Here is a 15,574-nt window from a genome sequence, read left to right as displayed (position 1 = left end):
GTCGCTCAGCGCAGCAAGCGAACCGTCTCGAGGGCGTCGATCCGTCCGGCGCCGGTTTCGGGACCGCCCCGTCCGTTGTCCGTCGCGCCGCGCTCGATCGCGTTCTCGACCTGATTGGCGTTCGCGTCCGGTTCGAGTTCGCGCACGAGGGCGCTGAGTCCCGCGACCTGGGGTGCGGACATCGAGGTGCCGGAGATGCTCGCGTACAGTTCCCCGGGAAGCGCCTCGTTGTCGGGATCGAACGTCGAGAGGATGTCGGCGCCCGGCGCACCGACCGAGATCTCGTTGGCTCCGTAGTTCGAAAACTCCGCGAGTTCGTCGTCCGCGGTGGTCGCGCTGATCGAAGACGCCCGCGGGAGCGTCCCCCACAGGCTGATCCAGCCGCCCTGTTGGAGGTTCTGGCTGTCGTTGCCCGCACTCGCCACGACCGCCGTGCCCCGCTGGGCGACGCTGCGAACGACCCGCTGGCGGGCGATGCGGTACCCCTCCTGATTCTCCCGGGGCGGCTGGGGCGGACTCCCGATGCTCATGTTGACGACGTCGAGCCCCTGCTCCGCCGCGTGATCGAGCGCGAGGAAGGTGTCACCTACGCTCGCGAGGAGCGGCCCCTCCGACGGGAAGGTTCGAAGCGAGACGATCTCGGCGTCCGGGGCCACGCCGGTCACGCCCGTTTCGCCGGTCGCCCCCGCGATCCCGGCGACGTGGGTGCCGTGGTACTGGACGTCGCCGGTGTGGTCGCCCTCCTCCCAGCCGACGAACGCTCGGCTGGCGTCCGTGTCGACGTTCCCCAGATCGGGATGGGTGTCAGCGACGCCGGTGTCGATGATCCCGATTCTGGTCCCTTCGCCGGTCGCGTACTCGTGGGCGTCGAACGCGTTGATCAGATGCTTGTCCCACTGCTCGTCCGCGAGATCGCCCTCGGTTTCGGCCGCGGTCGGCTCCGCGGGCCGATCGAACCCGTAGGCGAAGTCCTCGAAGGCGGCCTCGACGCCGTTTACGGTCGTCGGGTCCTCGTCCTCGGGACCCCGTACGAGGTAGACGTTTGCGCCCGTGATCTCGTGGACGACCGTAAACCCGGATCGCTCGAGCTGGCCGGGGTTCCCGCTCGCGACGACGTACTGGGCCTGGGTTTCGTCCGCGCTCGCCGTTCCGATCGTCACCAGTCCGATCCCCATCGAGACTCCCGACAGGATCGTTCGCCGGTTGATATTATCTACCATGCTCTCGGAACCAAGAAACGATCCAATGATAATAATTTTCCTTTATAATTAAAGCAGATATAGACATCGCCGAGTTTGCGATGGGGAGAAACAGTCGAACAGTTCCGCGGCGCCCCGGACGATGCCGGGCTTCGACCCGACTGTCGAACGGTTCCGACTCGACGGACGGGCGTCACCAGCCGGTGCTACTCGGTAAGTTCCTCGAGCAGCGTTTCCAGCTCGTAGCTCTGTAACGCCTCCCGTTCCTCGATCGCCGAGATCACGAACGTCGAGTCGGTGCGGTCGACCCCCTCGAGCTGTTCGAACTCGGCGATCAGTCGCTCGACCATCCCGCTCTCGCTGAGGCGGGCGACGACGATGAAGTCGGTCTCACCCATCGTGAAGTAGACGTTCGTCACTCCCTCGACGGTCAGCAGGCGGTCCGCGAACTCCTCGTAGGAGCCCTTGTAGTCGGCGTGGATCTCGACGATGACCGTCACGTCGAGGCCGAGCTCCTCGAGATCGATCTCGTAGCGGTCGTTGGCGATGATCCCCTCCTCGCGGAGGTTGTTGAGCCGGTAGTGGATCGTCGACACCGGGATCCCTGTCGCCTCGTGGAGCGCCTCGGGGCTGCCCGTCTCGCGCTCGGAGATCGCTTTCAGCAGGCGCACGTCGCGTTCGTCCATACCTCGAGTTCGGCCGAGAGCGTGATCGGTGTTTCGACTCGCAGCCCCGATGTTGTATATTCCTCTAATAGATTCCCTTCCTTTCGGGGTTCGATTCGTATCGAATTCATATGTGTGATTCTGCATCCGGTTTCGAGAGGGTCGTTGTAGAAGGGTCTAAGTACGACGACGGATTTCGAACGTTTCATGATTCGACACGCGCTCTTTCGGTCTGGATACGGAGATCTGGTATTGTTCTCGATCCTCGCGATCTGCTGGGGAACTTCCTTCGTCGCGATCGAGATCGGCCTCGAGTACGTCCCTCCGCTGCTGTTCGCCGGGCTCCGCTACGGCGTCGCGGGACTGATCGTCTTCGGCTACGCTGCCCTCGTGACCGATCGACTCCGGCCCGCCGACCGAGCCGAGTGGCTCTCGGTCGGCGTCGCGGGGATCTTCCTCATCGCGTTCTACCACGCGCTGTTGTACGTCGGCGAACTGTACGTTCCGGGTGCAATCGCGGCGACGGTCGCGAGCACCGCGCCGATCCTCACTGCGGCGTTCGCCGGGGCGATCCTGCCGCGCGAGCGACTCTCGTCCGCGGGTGTCGTCGGCCTCGTGCTCGGCCTGATCGGGGTCGTCGCCGTCGTTCGTCCCTCGCCGACGGGACTCGACACCGAGCTCCTGCTGGGTGCGGGACTCGTCTTCGGCGCCGCGATCGCGTTCGCGGTCGGGACCGTCCTGGCGCGTCCGCTCGACGCCGGCCTCCCCCTCGAGACGCTGCAGGCCTGGGCGATGCTCGTCGGCGCGGCGGTGTTGCTGGTCGGCGCGCCCCTTCGGGGCGAGTCGGTCGCAGCGATCGACGTGACGCCGACCGCGGTGCTCTCGTTTGGTTACCTGACGCTCGTCTCGAGCGTGTTCGCCTTCCTGCTGTACTTCCAGCTGCTCGACCGGGCCGGGCCGACCCAGGTCGCGCTGGTGGGGTACGCCGAGCCCGCCGTCGCGATCGGCGTGAGCTGGGTGCTGCTGGGCTACGTCGTCGACTCGCTGACAGTACTGGGGCTGGTGACGATTCTCGCCGGCTTCGCCGTTATCAAGCGCCGACGGCTCGCTCGCGTCCTCGAACGTCGACCAGAGGCGCTTCGACGTCCGGTCACCGGAATTCGGACGCTGCGAAACTCGATCGAGACTCGACGCTCGTCCCCTCCCGAGGCCAGAACCGACGGCGGTGTCCCCTGCGATACCGAAGCGGTCAGTCCGGAGTCGAGCGCCGACTGAGGACTCGGCACCGACAACGAGGCGCTTCCTACGATAATTGGTACCGAACACCTCGAGAAGCACCCTCACAAAGTTTTATACGAAGTAACGTCGGCTAGCTCACACGACAGAGGGGACCCAGTATGAACGCACAAACACGAACACTGACCGTAGTGTGCCACGTGCGGGCGCCGTTGTTGCTCGAGCCCATCGACAGTCAGGTCGAGAGCCTGCGCGCCTGCGAGGAGGAAGGAACGATCGACGAACTGCTGGTGCGAAGCTGGCCGAAGGAGGTGCGACTGTCCGACGACAGTCCCTACCAGGAGGTCCTCGAGACCTACGACCGGTTCGAGCAGTGGGCCGACCGGCGGAACGTCTCGATCCAGCCGCCGTTCCGAACCCGTACGACGACCTCGCAGGTGACCGACGAGCGCCGCGAGGTCCTCGTGACCCCGCTGCTGTGTCTCGAGTGTTACGCCGACGACGAACTGGTCGCCGTCTACCCACACTCGACGGGCGAGGAGACGATTACGGCCGAGGACGTGATCGCCCGGGTCCGGTGTGGTGAGGGTCTCGTGTCGACGGGGCCGATCGGCGTCGGCGAGAGTAGCGACGTAGGGACGGACGGTCTCGAGAGCGATGACGGCAGCATCGAGACGGCGCCCTCGCCGCGGTCGGAGGACTGTCCCGACTGTGACGGACGGCTCGTCGACGGACAGGGGCTTGTGACCTGTCCGGACTGTGGGTGGACCGGGACGATTACCGAGGACGGGGGCTACACGCGGACGTCGGTAGAACGCGTCTCCGATCGGAAACCCGTCCGGAGGATTCCGGACCGATAGAGCCGCCAAACTCCGAATTTGTAGAATGCAAAGCGTCGATCATTCACGCTCGACGATGCGTTTTTCGAGAGAAGCGTGGTCCGTCTTCGAATAGGGAACGGGTTCGTGGTCCGATAGAGAACGGGTTCGTTTCCGGATAACGAACGGATCTCAGTCCTCGGCAGGGCGCTCCGTCGCTCTGCGGAGAACCCCGAGCAGCGTGTTCGCCTCGCGTTCGGTCAGATCCGCGCGACCGAACACTCGCCGGAGCATTCGCATCGTCTTGTCGCGCTTCTCGTCGGGATGGTTGAGCTCCTCGAGCAGGGCGCCCCACTGGTCGTAGAGTCGATCGAGGGTGGGCTCCGGCGCTCGGGTGCGTTCGAGGTTAGGCAGCTGCGTGCCGTCGGCGGGAAGCGTGAGGTTGCGAAGCTCGTACAGCGTCACCGTCGCGGCCTGACCGAGGTTCAACACGGGATAATCCTCGCTCGCGGGGATCGCACAGATCTCGTCGATCCGCGCGAGTTCCTCGTTGGTGAGGCCGACCCGCTCGCGGCCGAAGACCAGTGCCGTCGGCGCCTCGACGGTCGGCAGTCGCTCGGCCAGGTCGGCCGGCGTCGAGTAGGGGTAGCGCATGTGGCTGCGGTCGTCCTCGTTCGTGACCGCGGTACAGCCGATCGTATGGTGGCTCTCGGCGAGCTCGTCGAACGAGAGCTCGGTCGCGTTCGGAAGGATATCCTCTCGAGCCTGTCCCGCGAACCCGTACGCCTCGCCGTCGGGGTCGAGCTCCGGGGGATCGACCAGCAGGAGATCCTCGAATCCGAAGTTCTTCATTGCGCGGGCGATGGTACCGACGTTGCCCGGCGTCTTCGCGTCGACGATGGCGACCGATGGCGGCGTTCGGTCAGGGGAGGTCGCGTTCGGGTCGTCCGTGGTCGCTTCGATCGGTTCAGTCATGGTTCGGCCGTCGACGGCGGAAGCTGTTTCGGCGTACTCGAGTGCGAGCGTCGACTCGAGGGCGAGACTGGAGTCGGCGGTTCATACCGTCGGTAGCGAGGCCGCTCGCAAAAGTCGACTGATCCCGGACGCGTCTCGAGCCGGAAGCTGACTCGAGGGGGAGCGCTCGAGTGGGAGCGAGAGCGAGTCGGCCTGGCGGCGTCGTCACGAGAAGGTGTTTCTCTCGGTGAGCGACGTCATCGGAGGGGCGAATAGAGGTGTTCGGAGGGGTGAATAGAGGAGGATTGGAGGATTTCTACGATAGTATAGATAGGTGTAGGTTGTAGAACTTGTCCAATAGATAGAATGGTTACAATAGGTAGAATAGGTGTATAGGTTGTTGGGTGGAGGAGAAGAGATAACTAGTCTAGTAAGAAGAACTAGTCTAGTAGTAGTAATACGCCGAGGCCAACTCCCGAACGTCGTTCGACTTGCCGTCTCTACTGCTAACCGACGTCTGTGATCGTTCTCGACCGTGAGAGAACTTCCTCCGTCCGTTCACTCCTTTCCTTCTTCGACGGTTGCGACCGTCTCGAGCCAGTTCACCCGGGTCGAGCGTTCCGTTCCGAGGGGACACACCCCCTTCGCGTTTGTAACGCCGTACAGGTGTGGGGGGGTTCTGATCGGCTACACACCTCCGTCGCGGTTGTAAATGTGTATTCTCAGCGATAGAAACCGTCGAATTTCCGCCCTCAGCTCGAGACCCCCCACCCGTTCGGCGTTACATCCGCGAGGGGGGTGTGTGTCCTCCCACGAATCGGTTGACAGAAACAGAGACCGGCAATAACGCTGCCCTCGACCACTTAGACGGCCAATGCTGATTTCCGGGACCCCTCTTCCCTTCCGGGCCGAGAAGGCGGCCGGAGGTTCCTGCAGGGTAGCGGGGCTCGGAACCCGTTACATCCGCGAGGGGGGTGCCCGTCGGAGGTTCCCACGCCTCCGCCCCGTTCACAAGCGCGAGGCCGGCGATATCGGTCGGATCGAGTGGGCGGCCTTTAGATGCGGTATAGAGACACTCACGCGCTTGGTTTACATCCGCGACCGATCTCCATACCTTTATTTTAGTCCGGTTGGAAGGGACAGGGTACTGCAATGTCCGCGAACGACGACCGTGATCCGCTCTTCCGATACGACGATCCGATCTTCGCCGACGAGCGGCTGCTCGAGATCACGCATCTGCCCGGCCCGGACCGGATCGTCGGTCGCGACGAGCAGATGCAACGTGTTGCGGACGCCCTGAACCCCGCTATCTTCGGCAGTGAGCCGAACCACCTCTTTATTTTCGGGAAGACCGGAACCGGCAAGTCCCTGATTTCGAGGTCGGTGACCAAGCGGGTAATATCGGAGGCAAAGCGCGACGACGTTACGGTCAACTACGCCTTCATCGACTGTGGCGAACAGAACACCGAGGCGTCGATCGTCAAGACGATCGCCCAGTTAGTCAACGATCCCGAACAGAGCGGAATCACCGTTCCCGACCGTGGGCTGGGGACCGGCGACTACTACAAGCGGCTTTGGCAGGCCGTTGATCGCTGTACGGACGTCACCATTGTCATCCTGGACGAGATCGACATGCTCGAGAACGACGAGGTGCTCCGGAAGCTCTCGCGAGCGGGCGAGAACCGCCGGATCTCGGACTCGAGCATCGGGATCATCGGCATCTCGAACAAGATCGACTTCCCCGATCACCTCTCGGAGCGGGTTAAGTCGAGTCTCTCGCGGGACGAACTCGTCTTCTCGCCGTACGACGCCAATCAGCTCGTCGAAATTCTGGAGAAACGCCGCGACGCCTTCCACGACGAGGTGCTCTCAGGGGACGTCATCCCGCTGACGGCTGCCCTCGCGGCCCAGGAGCACGGCGACGCCCGCAAGGCGATCGACATCCTCCGGAACGCGGGCCGCATCGCGAAGAAACAGAACGCCGACCGCGTCACCGCCGATCACGTCCGCGACGCCAAGGAGAAGACTGAGGCCGATCGGTTCAACGAACTCATCGAGGGCTCGCCCCAGCAGGCGAAGGCGATCCTCTACTCGCTGACGCTGTTGACCGAGAACAGCTCCGAGAAGGAGTTCCCGACGAAGATCATCTACAACCAGTACAAGGAGGTCGCCCGCCGGCTCGACTTCGACGTGCTCTCGGAGCGGCGGGTTCAGGAGATCCTGCAGGAGCAAAACTTCCTGAACGTCATCCAGTCCGAGCGCGAGGGACGGGGACGCGGCCGTGGCGCCCACGCGAAACACCGCCTGCTCGAGAACCCCGTCATCGTCAAGAAGGTGTTGCTCCGGGACTCGCGGCTCGCCCCGCTCGAGGACGATTCGTAGGCGACCGATCGGCGTCGGCAGCCCGTTGCTCTCGTCGGGACCGCGTTCGTTGTCCGTTCCACTCTCGAGACCGGAACGCCCCGACCGCGTCGTTCGCCGGGACCGCGATGCCTTTTTACTTCGCTTCCTCAGGGCCGGGTATGGACAGCGTCGACGCGGCCGGAGTCGGGATCGGCAACGGCTACCCGACCCGGATCATGGGCGTCTTGAACGTCAGCGAGGAGTCGCCGTACGATCCGAGCGTCTACGACGACCCCGGCGAGGCGGCCCGGTACGTAGACGAGGAACTGATCGGCGAGGGTGCCGACATCGTCGACGTCGGCCTCGAGTCGGCGAACAAGCGCTTCGAGGTGCTGTCGGCAGAGGAGGAACTCGAGCGACTCCACGTCGCCTGCGAGACGATCGACCGCGTCGAGGGCGAGGCCGTCTTCTCGATCGAAACCCGGTATCACGAGGTCGCAGACGCGGCCCTCGAGCGGGGGTTCGACATGGTCAACGACATCTGCGGGTTCGCGGATCCGCAGATGCCGGCCGTCTGTGAGGCCCACGACGCCGCCGTCGGGAAGATGGCAAGCCCACCCGACCTCGAACGCCCCGGCGCGGTCGAGGAAACCGACTGGGCTGCCCGGAAGTCCCCGGAGTGGGCCGAACGTGCGGAGTACGTCGATCAGGTGTACGAGGCGCTGAAACAGAACGGTCTCACCGACAAGACGATCGTCGACCCTGCCTTCGGCGGCTGGAGCGAGGCCCAGACCGTCGACGACGACCGGGAGACGTTCCGTCGACTGGCGGAATTTCGGGCCCTCGAGCGGCCGATTCTGGTTTCGATCAACCGGAAGAACTTCCTCGGTGACCTCGTCGGTCGGGAGACCGGAGAGCGCCTGCCGGCGAGCCTGGCGGCGACTGCGATGGCGATCGAACGCGGCGCCGACGCCGTTCGGACCCACGATGTCGCCGAGACCCGCGACGCGGCCGTGATCGCCGACGCGTTCGGCGGCCGGACCGACTGAGGAGCACGGACCGCTCGGCGCTCGGCGGTCTCGACGCGATTCTCGCCGAGAGCAGGCGGTATCGATCCGCTCCGATCCGTTCAACCGAACTGGTAAATCAAGAGAAAGCTTATGTCGGAGGCTCCGAAAGGACGTGATGGACGCCGGGCGGTCTCCCGGGTAGGGGTACTTTGGAGGCGACGCCCGGCCCACAACACGGAATTATTGTGGCGTTACGTCGACCAGTGACGACGCCGATCTCCGTCGAACGCACGGATACAGATACTGTCAGTGGAACGCACGGACGCACATGTCGTCAGTGGAACGCACAGATACACACGCCATCAGTGGAACGCACAGACACATACGCCAGCAGCGTGGAGTACGTGTATGGAGTTCGACGAGTGGGAACCGGTGTACGAGGCGATCCGCCGCGATTTCGGCTACGACCGCGGCGACGACGAGCGCGCGCGGGACGTCCTGGCCTCGCTCACGGAGCCGTTCGACCTCGAGCGCCTCGACGCGGCCAGCGGGGCGACCGTCGCGATCGCGGGGGCCGGCCCGAGCCTGTCGGACGAACTCGACGGCGCTCGCGAGGCCGACATCGTCTTCGCCGCCTCGACGGCCGCCGACATCCTTCTCGAGGCCGGCGTCGACGTCGACTGCATGATCACCGATCTGGACAAGAACCCCGACACCGTCAGGCGGTTGACCGAGCGGGAAACACCGGTCGCGGTTCACGCCCACGGCGACAACGTCCCGCAGCTCCGGGCCGTCGTCCCTGACTGTCGCGGCGAGTGGCTCCTGCCGACGACGCAGGTCGCGCCCCGCGGTTCGGTTCGGAATCCCGGCGGTTTTACCGACGGCGACCGGGCGGCCTTCCTCGCGGACCACCTCGGGGCCGCCCGACTCCGGTTCGTCGGCTGGACGTTCGACGATCCGTCCGTCGACCCGACGAAGGCCCGCAAACTCGAGTGGGCCGAACGGCTGCTGTACTGGCTCGAGCGCCGACGGAGCGATCGGTTCGACGTGCTGGACGGGCGGCGAGCGGATATCGAGACGACACTGCTCCCGTTCGAGTAACCACCCGTCGCCGGCCTCCCCGAGACGTTCCGCTATCGGCTGTCGATACCGCGTCGCGAGTTCCTCCCCTTGCCCTTCCGTATCAGAAATCCTTATTATGATGCAAGATAGACGTTCTTCCGTATAGTGGCCGCGAGACAGCTCAGAAGGCGGCGATAACCGAAACTGGCTGTCTCCAGGATAGGTTTCGTTCGAAACGTTGTCTTTCATTTTGAGCTACTTTTTAGTCGACAAGAAAGCTTATGCCGAGATGCTCAACTTATGGAATTATGTCATCCGACACTTCGGTGCAGAACGATGCTTCCGGGAGCCGGGACGATCGGCTTCCGAACCTAGTTACGATCGTCGGCCGCGGGGTGCCGTCGAACTTCGAGATCGCGGTCAACGGCGAGATCGAGATGCTCGCGGAGGATCCGGTCGCAGAAGGGACGGTCGTCTCCGGCGGAGTCGCGGAGGGAACGATCGAGGTCGGCGTCCAACGGTTTCGCTTTTCGGGCCAGATGGCCAACGTTTACGTCGTCGACTGGAACGGCGTCGAGATGTCCGACTCGGCGAGTACCCCGGAGGTACACGTCGATTACGGGATCGCGCCCCGGTAGCGCAACGGCCGGCGCCCGTAGCCACCTACCTCTGCATCGAGGGGTTCTCCGGTTCGCGTTTCAGCTATTGTCGGCGGGGAACTCGTTCGTCCGCGGTAGTCGCAGTGAGGACACCGGACTCACCGATCCGGCGCGACCGCCTCGATCGTCGCCTCGATCTCGTCACGATCGGCGCCGCGGGGAAACCCGATCGCGAGATCGTCAACGCCGTCGATAGCCGCGAACTTCTCGAGTTCCTCGCGGGCGCGCTCCGGCGTTCCCGCGGCACCGAGGTCGTCGAGCAGCGCGTCGGGGATCCGATCGACGGCTCGGTCCTGTTCGCCGCTGGCCCACGCGGCGGCGATCTCGTTGGCCGCTTCCTCGTACCCCTGACGGGCGAGTGACTCCCGGTAGTACGTTCCCATCGCACCGACGTAGAACGCCAGGTGCTGGCGGGCGAGGTCGCGGGCTCGATCGCCGTCCTCGAGCGCACAGGCCGTTACCGAGAGCGTGACGCGGACGTCCTCGGGATCGCGGTCGCCGAGCTCCATCCCGCGCCGGAGATCCTCGAGGCGGTCCTCGAGCCCGTCGGGGGTGAAGACGATCGCGTGCCAGCCGTCGGCGAACCGACCGGCGAGCTCGACCGACTTCGGTCCCATTCCCGCGGCGTCGATCGGGACGGGTTCGGACGGGGGATCACAGCGCAGCCGAAACCCCGCCAGCGAGAAGATGTCGCCGTCGTAGTTGACCGTCTCCCCGCTCATCACCGCGCGCATGATATCGAGGTACTCGCGGGTCCGCCGGAGAGGGCGATCGAACTCGACGCCGTGCCAGCCCTCGATGACGGCGGGGCCGCTCGGCGCGATTCCGGCCCGGAGCCGTCCGTCGGCGACCTCCTGGAGGGTCGTCATCGTCTGGCCGAGCAACGCCGGCGACCGGGAGTAGACGTTGACGATGCTCGGGCCGAGCCCGATCTCGTCGGTCTCGCGAGCCATCGCCGTCAGGACGGTGACCGCGTCTCGACCCCAGGTCTCGGGGAGCCAGGCGTACTCGTAACCGCGGGACTCGCCGAGCGCCGCGAGTTCGACGAGCGAGTCGACCGAGGGCTGTGCTGCGACCGGAAGGTGAAGGCTTCTGTCTGTCATCGGGATCACGCTGTCGGCTCCCACGAGTTCGATCGATCCGCGATCGAACCCGACCGGGAGTCGCGACGGGAGACGGATCTGATGTACACAATCAACTCTCTTAACGTTTCCTCCGCCCGCCGGGAACAGTTCAGGTCGGGATATGGCGCGGTAAATCCCTCGTACGGTCGATATTCGAGTTGTCGATTCGGGAGTAAGTCCTATACACGACGGTACCATACCGTTCCGTATATGGAGGACGTCGGTTCTCCGACGACGCGTCGGAGAGTACTTTCAGGGGCCGCCACCGGTATCGCCGGCTCGCTCGCCGGCTGTACGGAGAGGCTCTGGTCCCGCGCCGAGAGCCCCGGTCCGGAGCAGGTCTCGCTGACGATCAAGGCGGTCCCCGCGGACGACGACATCGTCGCCGCGAAGATCGCGAGCCGGCTCCGAGAGAACTTCGAGACCGCCGGGATCGACGCGACGTTCGAGCCGATCGCCAAGGCGGAGCTGTACCGTGACGTTCTGCTGGAGGGGGACTACGACGTCTTCGTCGCCAGACACGACGGAATCGACGAGTACGACGCGCTTCGCGGTCTGTTACACTCCCGGTACGCCACCGAAGCGGGCTGGCAGAACCCGTTTCAGTTCTCGGACGTCACCGCCGACGATCTGCTCGAGGCTCAGCTTACCACCACAGGAGGGGACCGCGACGGGGTGCTCTCGGAGCTGTTCGAACACCTTACCGAAACGGTTCCGTACACGGTCGTCGCCTTTCCGTCTCGAATCGGTGCCGTCGGAGCGACGCTGTCGGAGACCGTTTCGGGCCCGCCGTACCGACCGATCGACTACCTCGAGATCCTCTCGGAGCCGTCCGACGAGGGACCGTGGGACCGTCCGCTCGAGGTCGGCGTCTTCGGCGAGGCGCTCACCAGCCGACTGAACCCGATCGTCGTCGACTCCAACCAGATTCCCGCGCTGCTGGCGCTGCTCTACGATCCGCTCGTGTATCGGACCGACGACGGGGCGATCCCCTGGCTGGCCGAGGACGTCGAGTGGGGGGACGGCTCGCTGCTCGAGGCGAGAGTCACCCTGCGGGACGACCAGCGCTGGCACGACGGGGAGTCTCTCGACGCCGAGGACGTCGCGTTCACCCACCGGTTCCTCCGGGACACGTCGCTCGGCGACACCGAGAGCGGCGTTCCCGCACCCCAGTACCGGGGCCAGCAGAGTCTCGTCGAGAGCGTGGAGGCGGTCGACTCCCGGACGGCCGAGTTCTCGTTTCGAACCGCGAACCGAGAGACGGCACCCCGGGCGTTTCAGATTCCGGTGTTACCCGCTCACGTCTGGGAACCCCGATCGACCGTCGTCGGCGAACGCCAGACCGAGGCGCTCGTCCACGACAACGAGGAACCGGTCGGTTCGGGACTGTTCGAACTCGAAGCGGTCACCGACGACGCCGAGGTGGAGCTCGTTCCGTTCACCGACCACGTCCTCTACGACGCCGAGGACGGGCCCTCGATCGTCGAGGAGTTTCCTCAGTTCGACGGGATCACGTTCGCTATCGCGCCGAACTCGGGGGCGGTCGTCGACCTGCTCGAGGAAGAGGAGATCGACCTCACGGGGACCCCGCTCCCGGCCGACGAAACCGGAAGGGTCAGCGAGCTGTCGGGCCGGTCCGTACTGACCACACAGACCGAGGCGTTCTACATGGTCGGCTACAACAGCCATCACGAGCAGCTCGGCAATCCCCACTTCCGCCGGCTCCTCTCGCGGCTGCTCGACCGCGAGCACGCCGCCGCCGAACTGTTCGACGGATTCGCGGAGCCGGCCCGATCGCTGGGTTCTCTGTTCGGCGTTCACGAGAGCGAGTTGGCCGACGAGGAGACCGAACTCACCACGTTCCCGGGCTCGGACGGCGAGGTCGACGCCGACCAGGCGCGGTCGCTCTTCGAGGCCGAGAACTACCGGTACGAGGACGGCGCCCTGCTCGAGTGAGACGGGGTGTCGTACCGAGTACCCGGATCGACCGCCACGGGGCCCGTGGTCGCTCCGAAAACGGCGTCCAGTCGTCGGTGTGAGACGCGGTCGACGATCCGACCGGGCCGTATTAATGTCTCCCGTGACGTACGTATCCCGTATGACCCTCGCCCAGGTCGTCCTCGAACTCGCGCTCGTCGTGACGACGATGCTCGTCACGGCGACGCTCGTGTTCGTCGGGCCCCGACGCCTCGTGGACGCAGTTCGGGGTTACCGGTGGCGCCTGGAGGCGTGCCTGCTGCCGATCGCCGCGCTCGGGGTCGTGCTCGCGTTGCGGTGGTCCACCCGGGACGTCGTCCTGCGTCTCGAGCGTCGGGTGATCGGCCACAACATCACCCATACGCTGTTCGCACTGGAGCAGCGACTGCTCGGCGAGACGCCGGTCGTTCTCCTCCAGTCGATCCAGACCGAGGCACTGACCGAGTTCTTCGTCTTCATCTATATCTACGGCTACGCCTTCCTGTTGCTGTTCCCGATCGTCGCCTACTTCGCGCTCGACGAGATGGAGGAGCTGTCGACGCTGCTGCTCGCGTTTACCGCCAACTACGGGATCGGGCTGCTCTGTTACATCCTCTTTATCGCCTACGGGCCCCGTAACTTCGATCCGCTGCTGTTCGAGCCGCTGTTGTACGACGCCTTCCCGCAGTCGCGAACGCTCACGAACCAGGTCAACCAGAACACGAACGTCTTCCCGTCGCTGCACACGTCGCTATCGATGACGGTGTTCTTTCTCGCCTGGCTGACTCGCGACCGCTACCCGCTGTGGGTTCCGCTGTCCGGCTTTCTCGCCGTCAGTGTCGCGATCTCGACGATGTACCTGGGCATCCACTGGTTCCTGGATGTCGTCGCGGGGACCGTCCTCGCCCTGGTCAGCGTCTACATCGGCGTCAACTACACCGTCGACGGGATCGTCTCCACCGGTCGCCGATACCTCGCTAAGCGGCTCGATCGGGTCGGGAGACCAGGGAGCGAGTGACTCCCAATCGAGTAAGGGTCCCAGACTTTGCCCCCCGGGTGCGTCACACCCGCTATGATCGTCTACTGGCACCGCAAGGACCTGCGGGGCACCGACAACCGTGGCCTCGCTCGAGCGGCCCGGGCTGACCGGGTCGTTCCCCTGTTCGTCCTCGATCCGACGGTTCTCGAGTACGCGTCGCCGATCCGGGTCGCCTGTCTCCTCGAGGCGCTCGCCGATCTCCGGGCGTGGTACCGCGACCGCGGCTCCGAGCTCCTCGTCGTTCGCGGCGACGCGAGGGAAGTGGTTCCCGCCCTCGCAGCCGAACGCGATGCGGCCCGGGTAGTCTGGAACGAAGACTACAGCGGACTCGCCGGCGAGCGCGACGAGGCCGTCCGGACGGCCCTCGAGGACGAGGGGATCGATCACGAGTCGGTCACGGACGGACTCCACCACGGGCCGGGATCGATCTCGCCGAACGAAGGCGAACACTACTCGGTGTTTTCCTACTTCTGGAAGAAGTGGCGCGACCGGGAGAAAGCTGATCCCGAGCCCGAGCCGACAGCCGCCGATCTCGCCGACCTCGCCGACGAAAGCGAGAGCGAGGTCGACCCGATCCCGTCACTTTCGGAACTCGGGTTCGACGAACCCGACGCCGATCCCCCGACGGTGAGTCGCGACGCGGCACGGGAGCGCCTCGAGACGTTCTGTTCGGAGGCGATCTACCGCTACGCGGACGAGCGGGACGTCCCCGCTGCGGGGTCGACGTCCCGGCTCTCGACGCATCTCAAGTGGGGGACGATCGGCCCCCGAGAGGTGTACGTCGAAACCGAACGGGCACTCGAGGACGCGCCCGACGAGGACGCCCGCGAGAGCGTCGTCGCGTTTCGCCGTCAGCTGGCGTTTCGAGAGTTCTACGTTCACGTGCTGGCGTTCAACCCCGAGACCGTCACGAAGGACTTCAGCGGTTACGAGAACGATATCGAGTGGCGAAACGACCGGGACGAGCTGGCGGCCTGGCGATCGGGCGAGACCGGCTACCCTATCGTCGACGCCGGGATGCGCCAGCTTCGCTCCGAGGGCTGGGTCCACAACCGGGTTCGGATGCTCGTCGCCTCGTTCCTGACGAAGGATCTGCTGGTCGACTGGCGCGAGGGGTACGACTGGTACCGGCGCCACCTCGCGGATCACGAGACCTCGAGTGACGTCGCCGGCTGGCAGTGGTCGGCTTCGACCGGAGCGGACTCCCAGCCGTACTTTCGAGTGTTCAACCCGACGAAACAGGGCCGGGAGTACGACCCCGACGCCGCCTACATCCGGGAGCACGTCCCGGAACTCGAGGACGTCCCGGCCGATCGGATCCACGAGTGGCCGGAGCTCGCATCCGAGGAGCGAACCGAACTCGCCCCCGACTACCCCGATCCGATCGTCGACCACGCGAGCAGGCGGGAGGAAGCGATCGCAGCGTTCGAACGGGCTCGCGACGAGGGGTAGACGGACCGTACTGAACGGTTGTCAGAAACGTACACGGACCACTACCCTTATCGGCAG

The 15,574-nt window shown here is 65.1% G+C and carries 12 protein-coding genes and 1 pseudogene; 9 read left to right on the top strand and 4 right to left on the bottom strand.

All coding sequences use genetic code 11. The features are described 5' to 3' along the window. Positions 1–5: 5 nt before the first annotated feature. A complete protein-coding gene (locus QA609_RS17525; protein WP_278303904.1) occupies positions 6–1,220 on the bottom strand; it encodes a S8 family serine peptidase in 1,215 nt (404 codons plus the stop codon). 185 nt (positions 1,221–1,405) lie between these two features. Further along, on the bottom strand, positions 1,406–1,885 hold the full coding sequence (locus tag QA609_RS17520; RefSeq protein WP_278303903.1) for an Lrp/AsnC family transcriptional regulator: 480 nt from the start codon (positions 1,883–1,885) through the stop codon (positions 1,406–1,408). A 186-nt stretch (positions 1,886–2,071) separates the two neighbouring features. Here QA609_RS17520 and QA609_RS17515 point away from each other — a divergent pair, with 186 nt between their 5' ends. Together QA609_RS17515 and QA609_RS17510 are read left to right on the top strand one after the other, a co-directional pair. After that, positions 2,072–3,139: an EamA family transporter gene (locus QA609_RS17515; RefSeq protein WP_278303902.1), complete on the top strand. Its 1,068-nt coding sequence runs from the start codon at positions 2,072–2,074 to the stop codon at positions 3,137–3,139. Positions 3,140–3,261: 122 nt separating this feature from the next. Continuing rightward, the gene (locus QA609_RS17510; protein WP_278303901.1) at positions 3,262–3,960 is read left to right on the top strand and encodes an HTH domain-containing protein; all 699 of its coding nucleotides are present in this window, start codon (positions 3,262–3,264) and stop codon (positions 3,958–3,960) included. A gap of 150 nt (positions 3,961–4,110) precedes the next feature. On the opposite strand, the gene QA609_RS17505 is transcribed toward QA609_RS17510, so the two are convergent. Then, positions 4,111–4,893, bottom strand: coding sequence for an RNA methyltransferase (locus QA609_RS17505; protein WP_278303900.1), 783 nt, complete (start codon positions 4,891–4,893; stop codon positions 4,111–4,113). Positions 4,894–6,024: 1,131 nt separating this feature from the next. Here QA609_RS17505 and QA609_RS17500 point away from each other — a divergent pair. From QA609_RS17500 to QA609_RS17485, 4 genes and pseudogenes are all read left to right on the top strand, one after another. After that, entirely contained in the window at positions 6,025–7,254 is a 1,230-nt protein-coding gene (locus QA609_RS17500; protein WP_278303899.1) for an orc1/cdc6 family replication initiation protein, read from the top strand. 140 nt (positions 7,255–7,394) lie between these two features. After that, a pseudogene (folP, locus tag QA609_RS17495) lies at positions 7,395–8,246 on the top strand (dihydropteroate synthase); the annotation flags it as partial. Between the two features lie 387 nt (positions 8,247–8,633). Continuing rightward, entirely contained in the window at positions 8,634–9,326 is a 693-nt protein-coding gene (locus QA609_RS17490) for a 6-hydroxymethylpterin diphosphokinase MptE-like protein (RefSeq protein WP_278303897.1), read from the top strand. A gap of 269 nt (positions 9,327–9,595) precedes the next feature. Beyond that, positions 9,596–9,925, top strand: a complete 330-nt coding sequence (locus QA609_RS17485) for a hypothetical protein (protein WP_278303896.1) — start codon at positions 9,596–9,598, stop codon at positions 9,923–9,925. A 119-nt stretch (positions 9,926–10,044) separates the two neighbouring features. Here the strand turns inward: QA609_RS17485 and QA609_RS17480 are convergent, their stop codons facing one another. After that, positions 10,045–11,049 carry a TIGR04024 family LLM class F420-dependent oxidoreductase gene (locus QA609_RS17480; protein ID WP_278303895.1) on the bottom strand — a complete coding sequence of 335 codons (1,005 nt, stop codon included), beginning with the start codon at positions 11,047–11,049 and terminating at the stop codon, positions 10,045–10,047. A gap of 231 nt (positions 11,050–11,280) precedes the next feature. Between QA609_RS17480 and QA609_RS17475 the strand changes: the two genes are divergently transcribed. The 3 genes from QA609_RS17475 to QA609_RS17465 all read left to right on the top strand — a co-directional run bounded on the left by QA609_RS17475 (position 11,281) and on the right by QA609_RS17465 (position 15,517). Beyond that, on the top strand, positions 11,281–13,026 hold the full coding sequence (locus tag QA609_RS17475) for an ABC transporter substrate-binding protein (RefSeq protein ID WP_278303894.1): 1,746 nt from the start codon (positions 11,281–11,283) through the stop codon (positions 13,024–13,026). Between the two features lie 142 nt (positions 13,027–13,168). Continuing rightward, complete coding sequence (locus tag QA609_RS17470) at positions 13,169–14,044, top strand: phosphatase PAP2 family protein (RefSeq protein ID WP_278303893.1); 876 nt, start codon at positions 13,169–13,171, stop codon at positions 14,042–14,044. Positions 14,045–14,098: 54 nt separating this feature from the next. Further along, positions 14,099–15,517 carry a deoxyribodipyrimidine photo-lyase gene (locus QA609_RS17465; protein ID WP_278303892.1) on the top strand — a complete coding sequence of 473 codons (1,419 nt, stop codon included), beginning with the start codon at positions 14,099–14,101 and terminating at the stop codon, positions 15,515–15,517. Positions 15,518–15,574 lie beyond the last annotated feature (57 nt).

Origin of the sequence: Natronococcus sp. A-GB7 (assembly GCF_029688865.1) — an archaeon.
Taxonomy (GTDB): Archaea; Halobacteriota; Halobacteria; order Halobacteriales; family Natrialbaceae; genus Natronococcus.
Note: the sequence above shows the minus strand (reverse complement) of the source record. Positions and strands in the feature narration are given on the sequence as shown.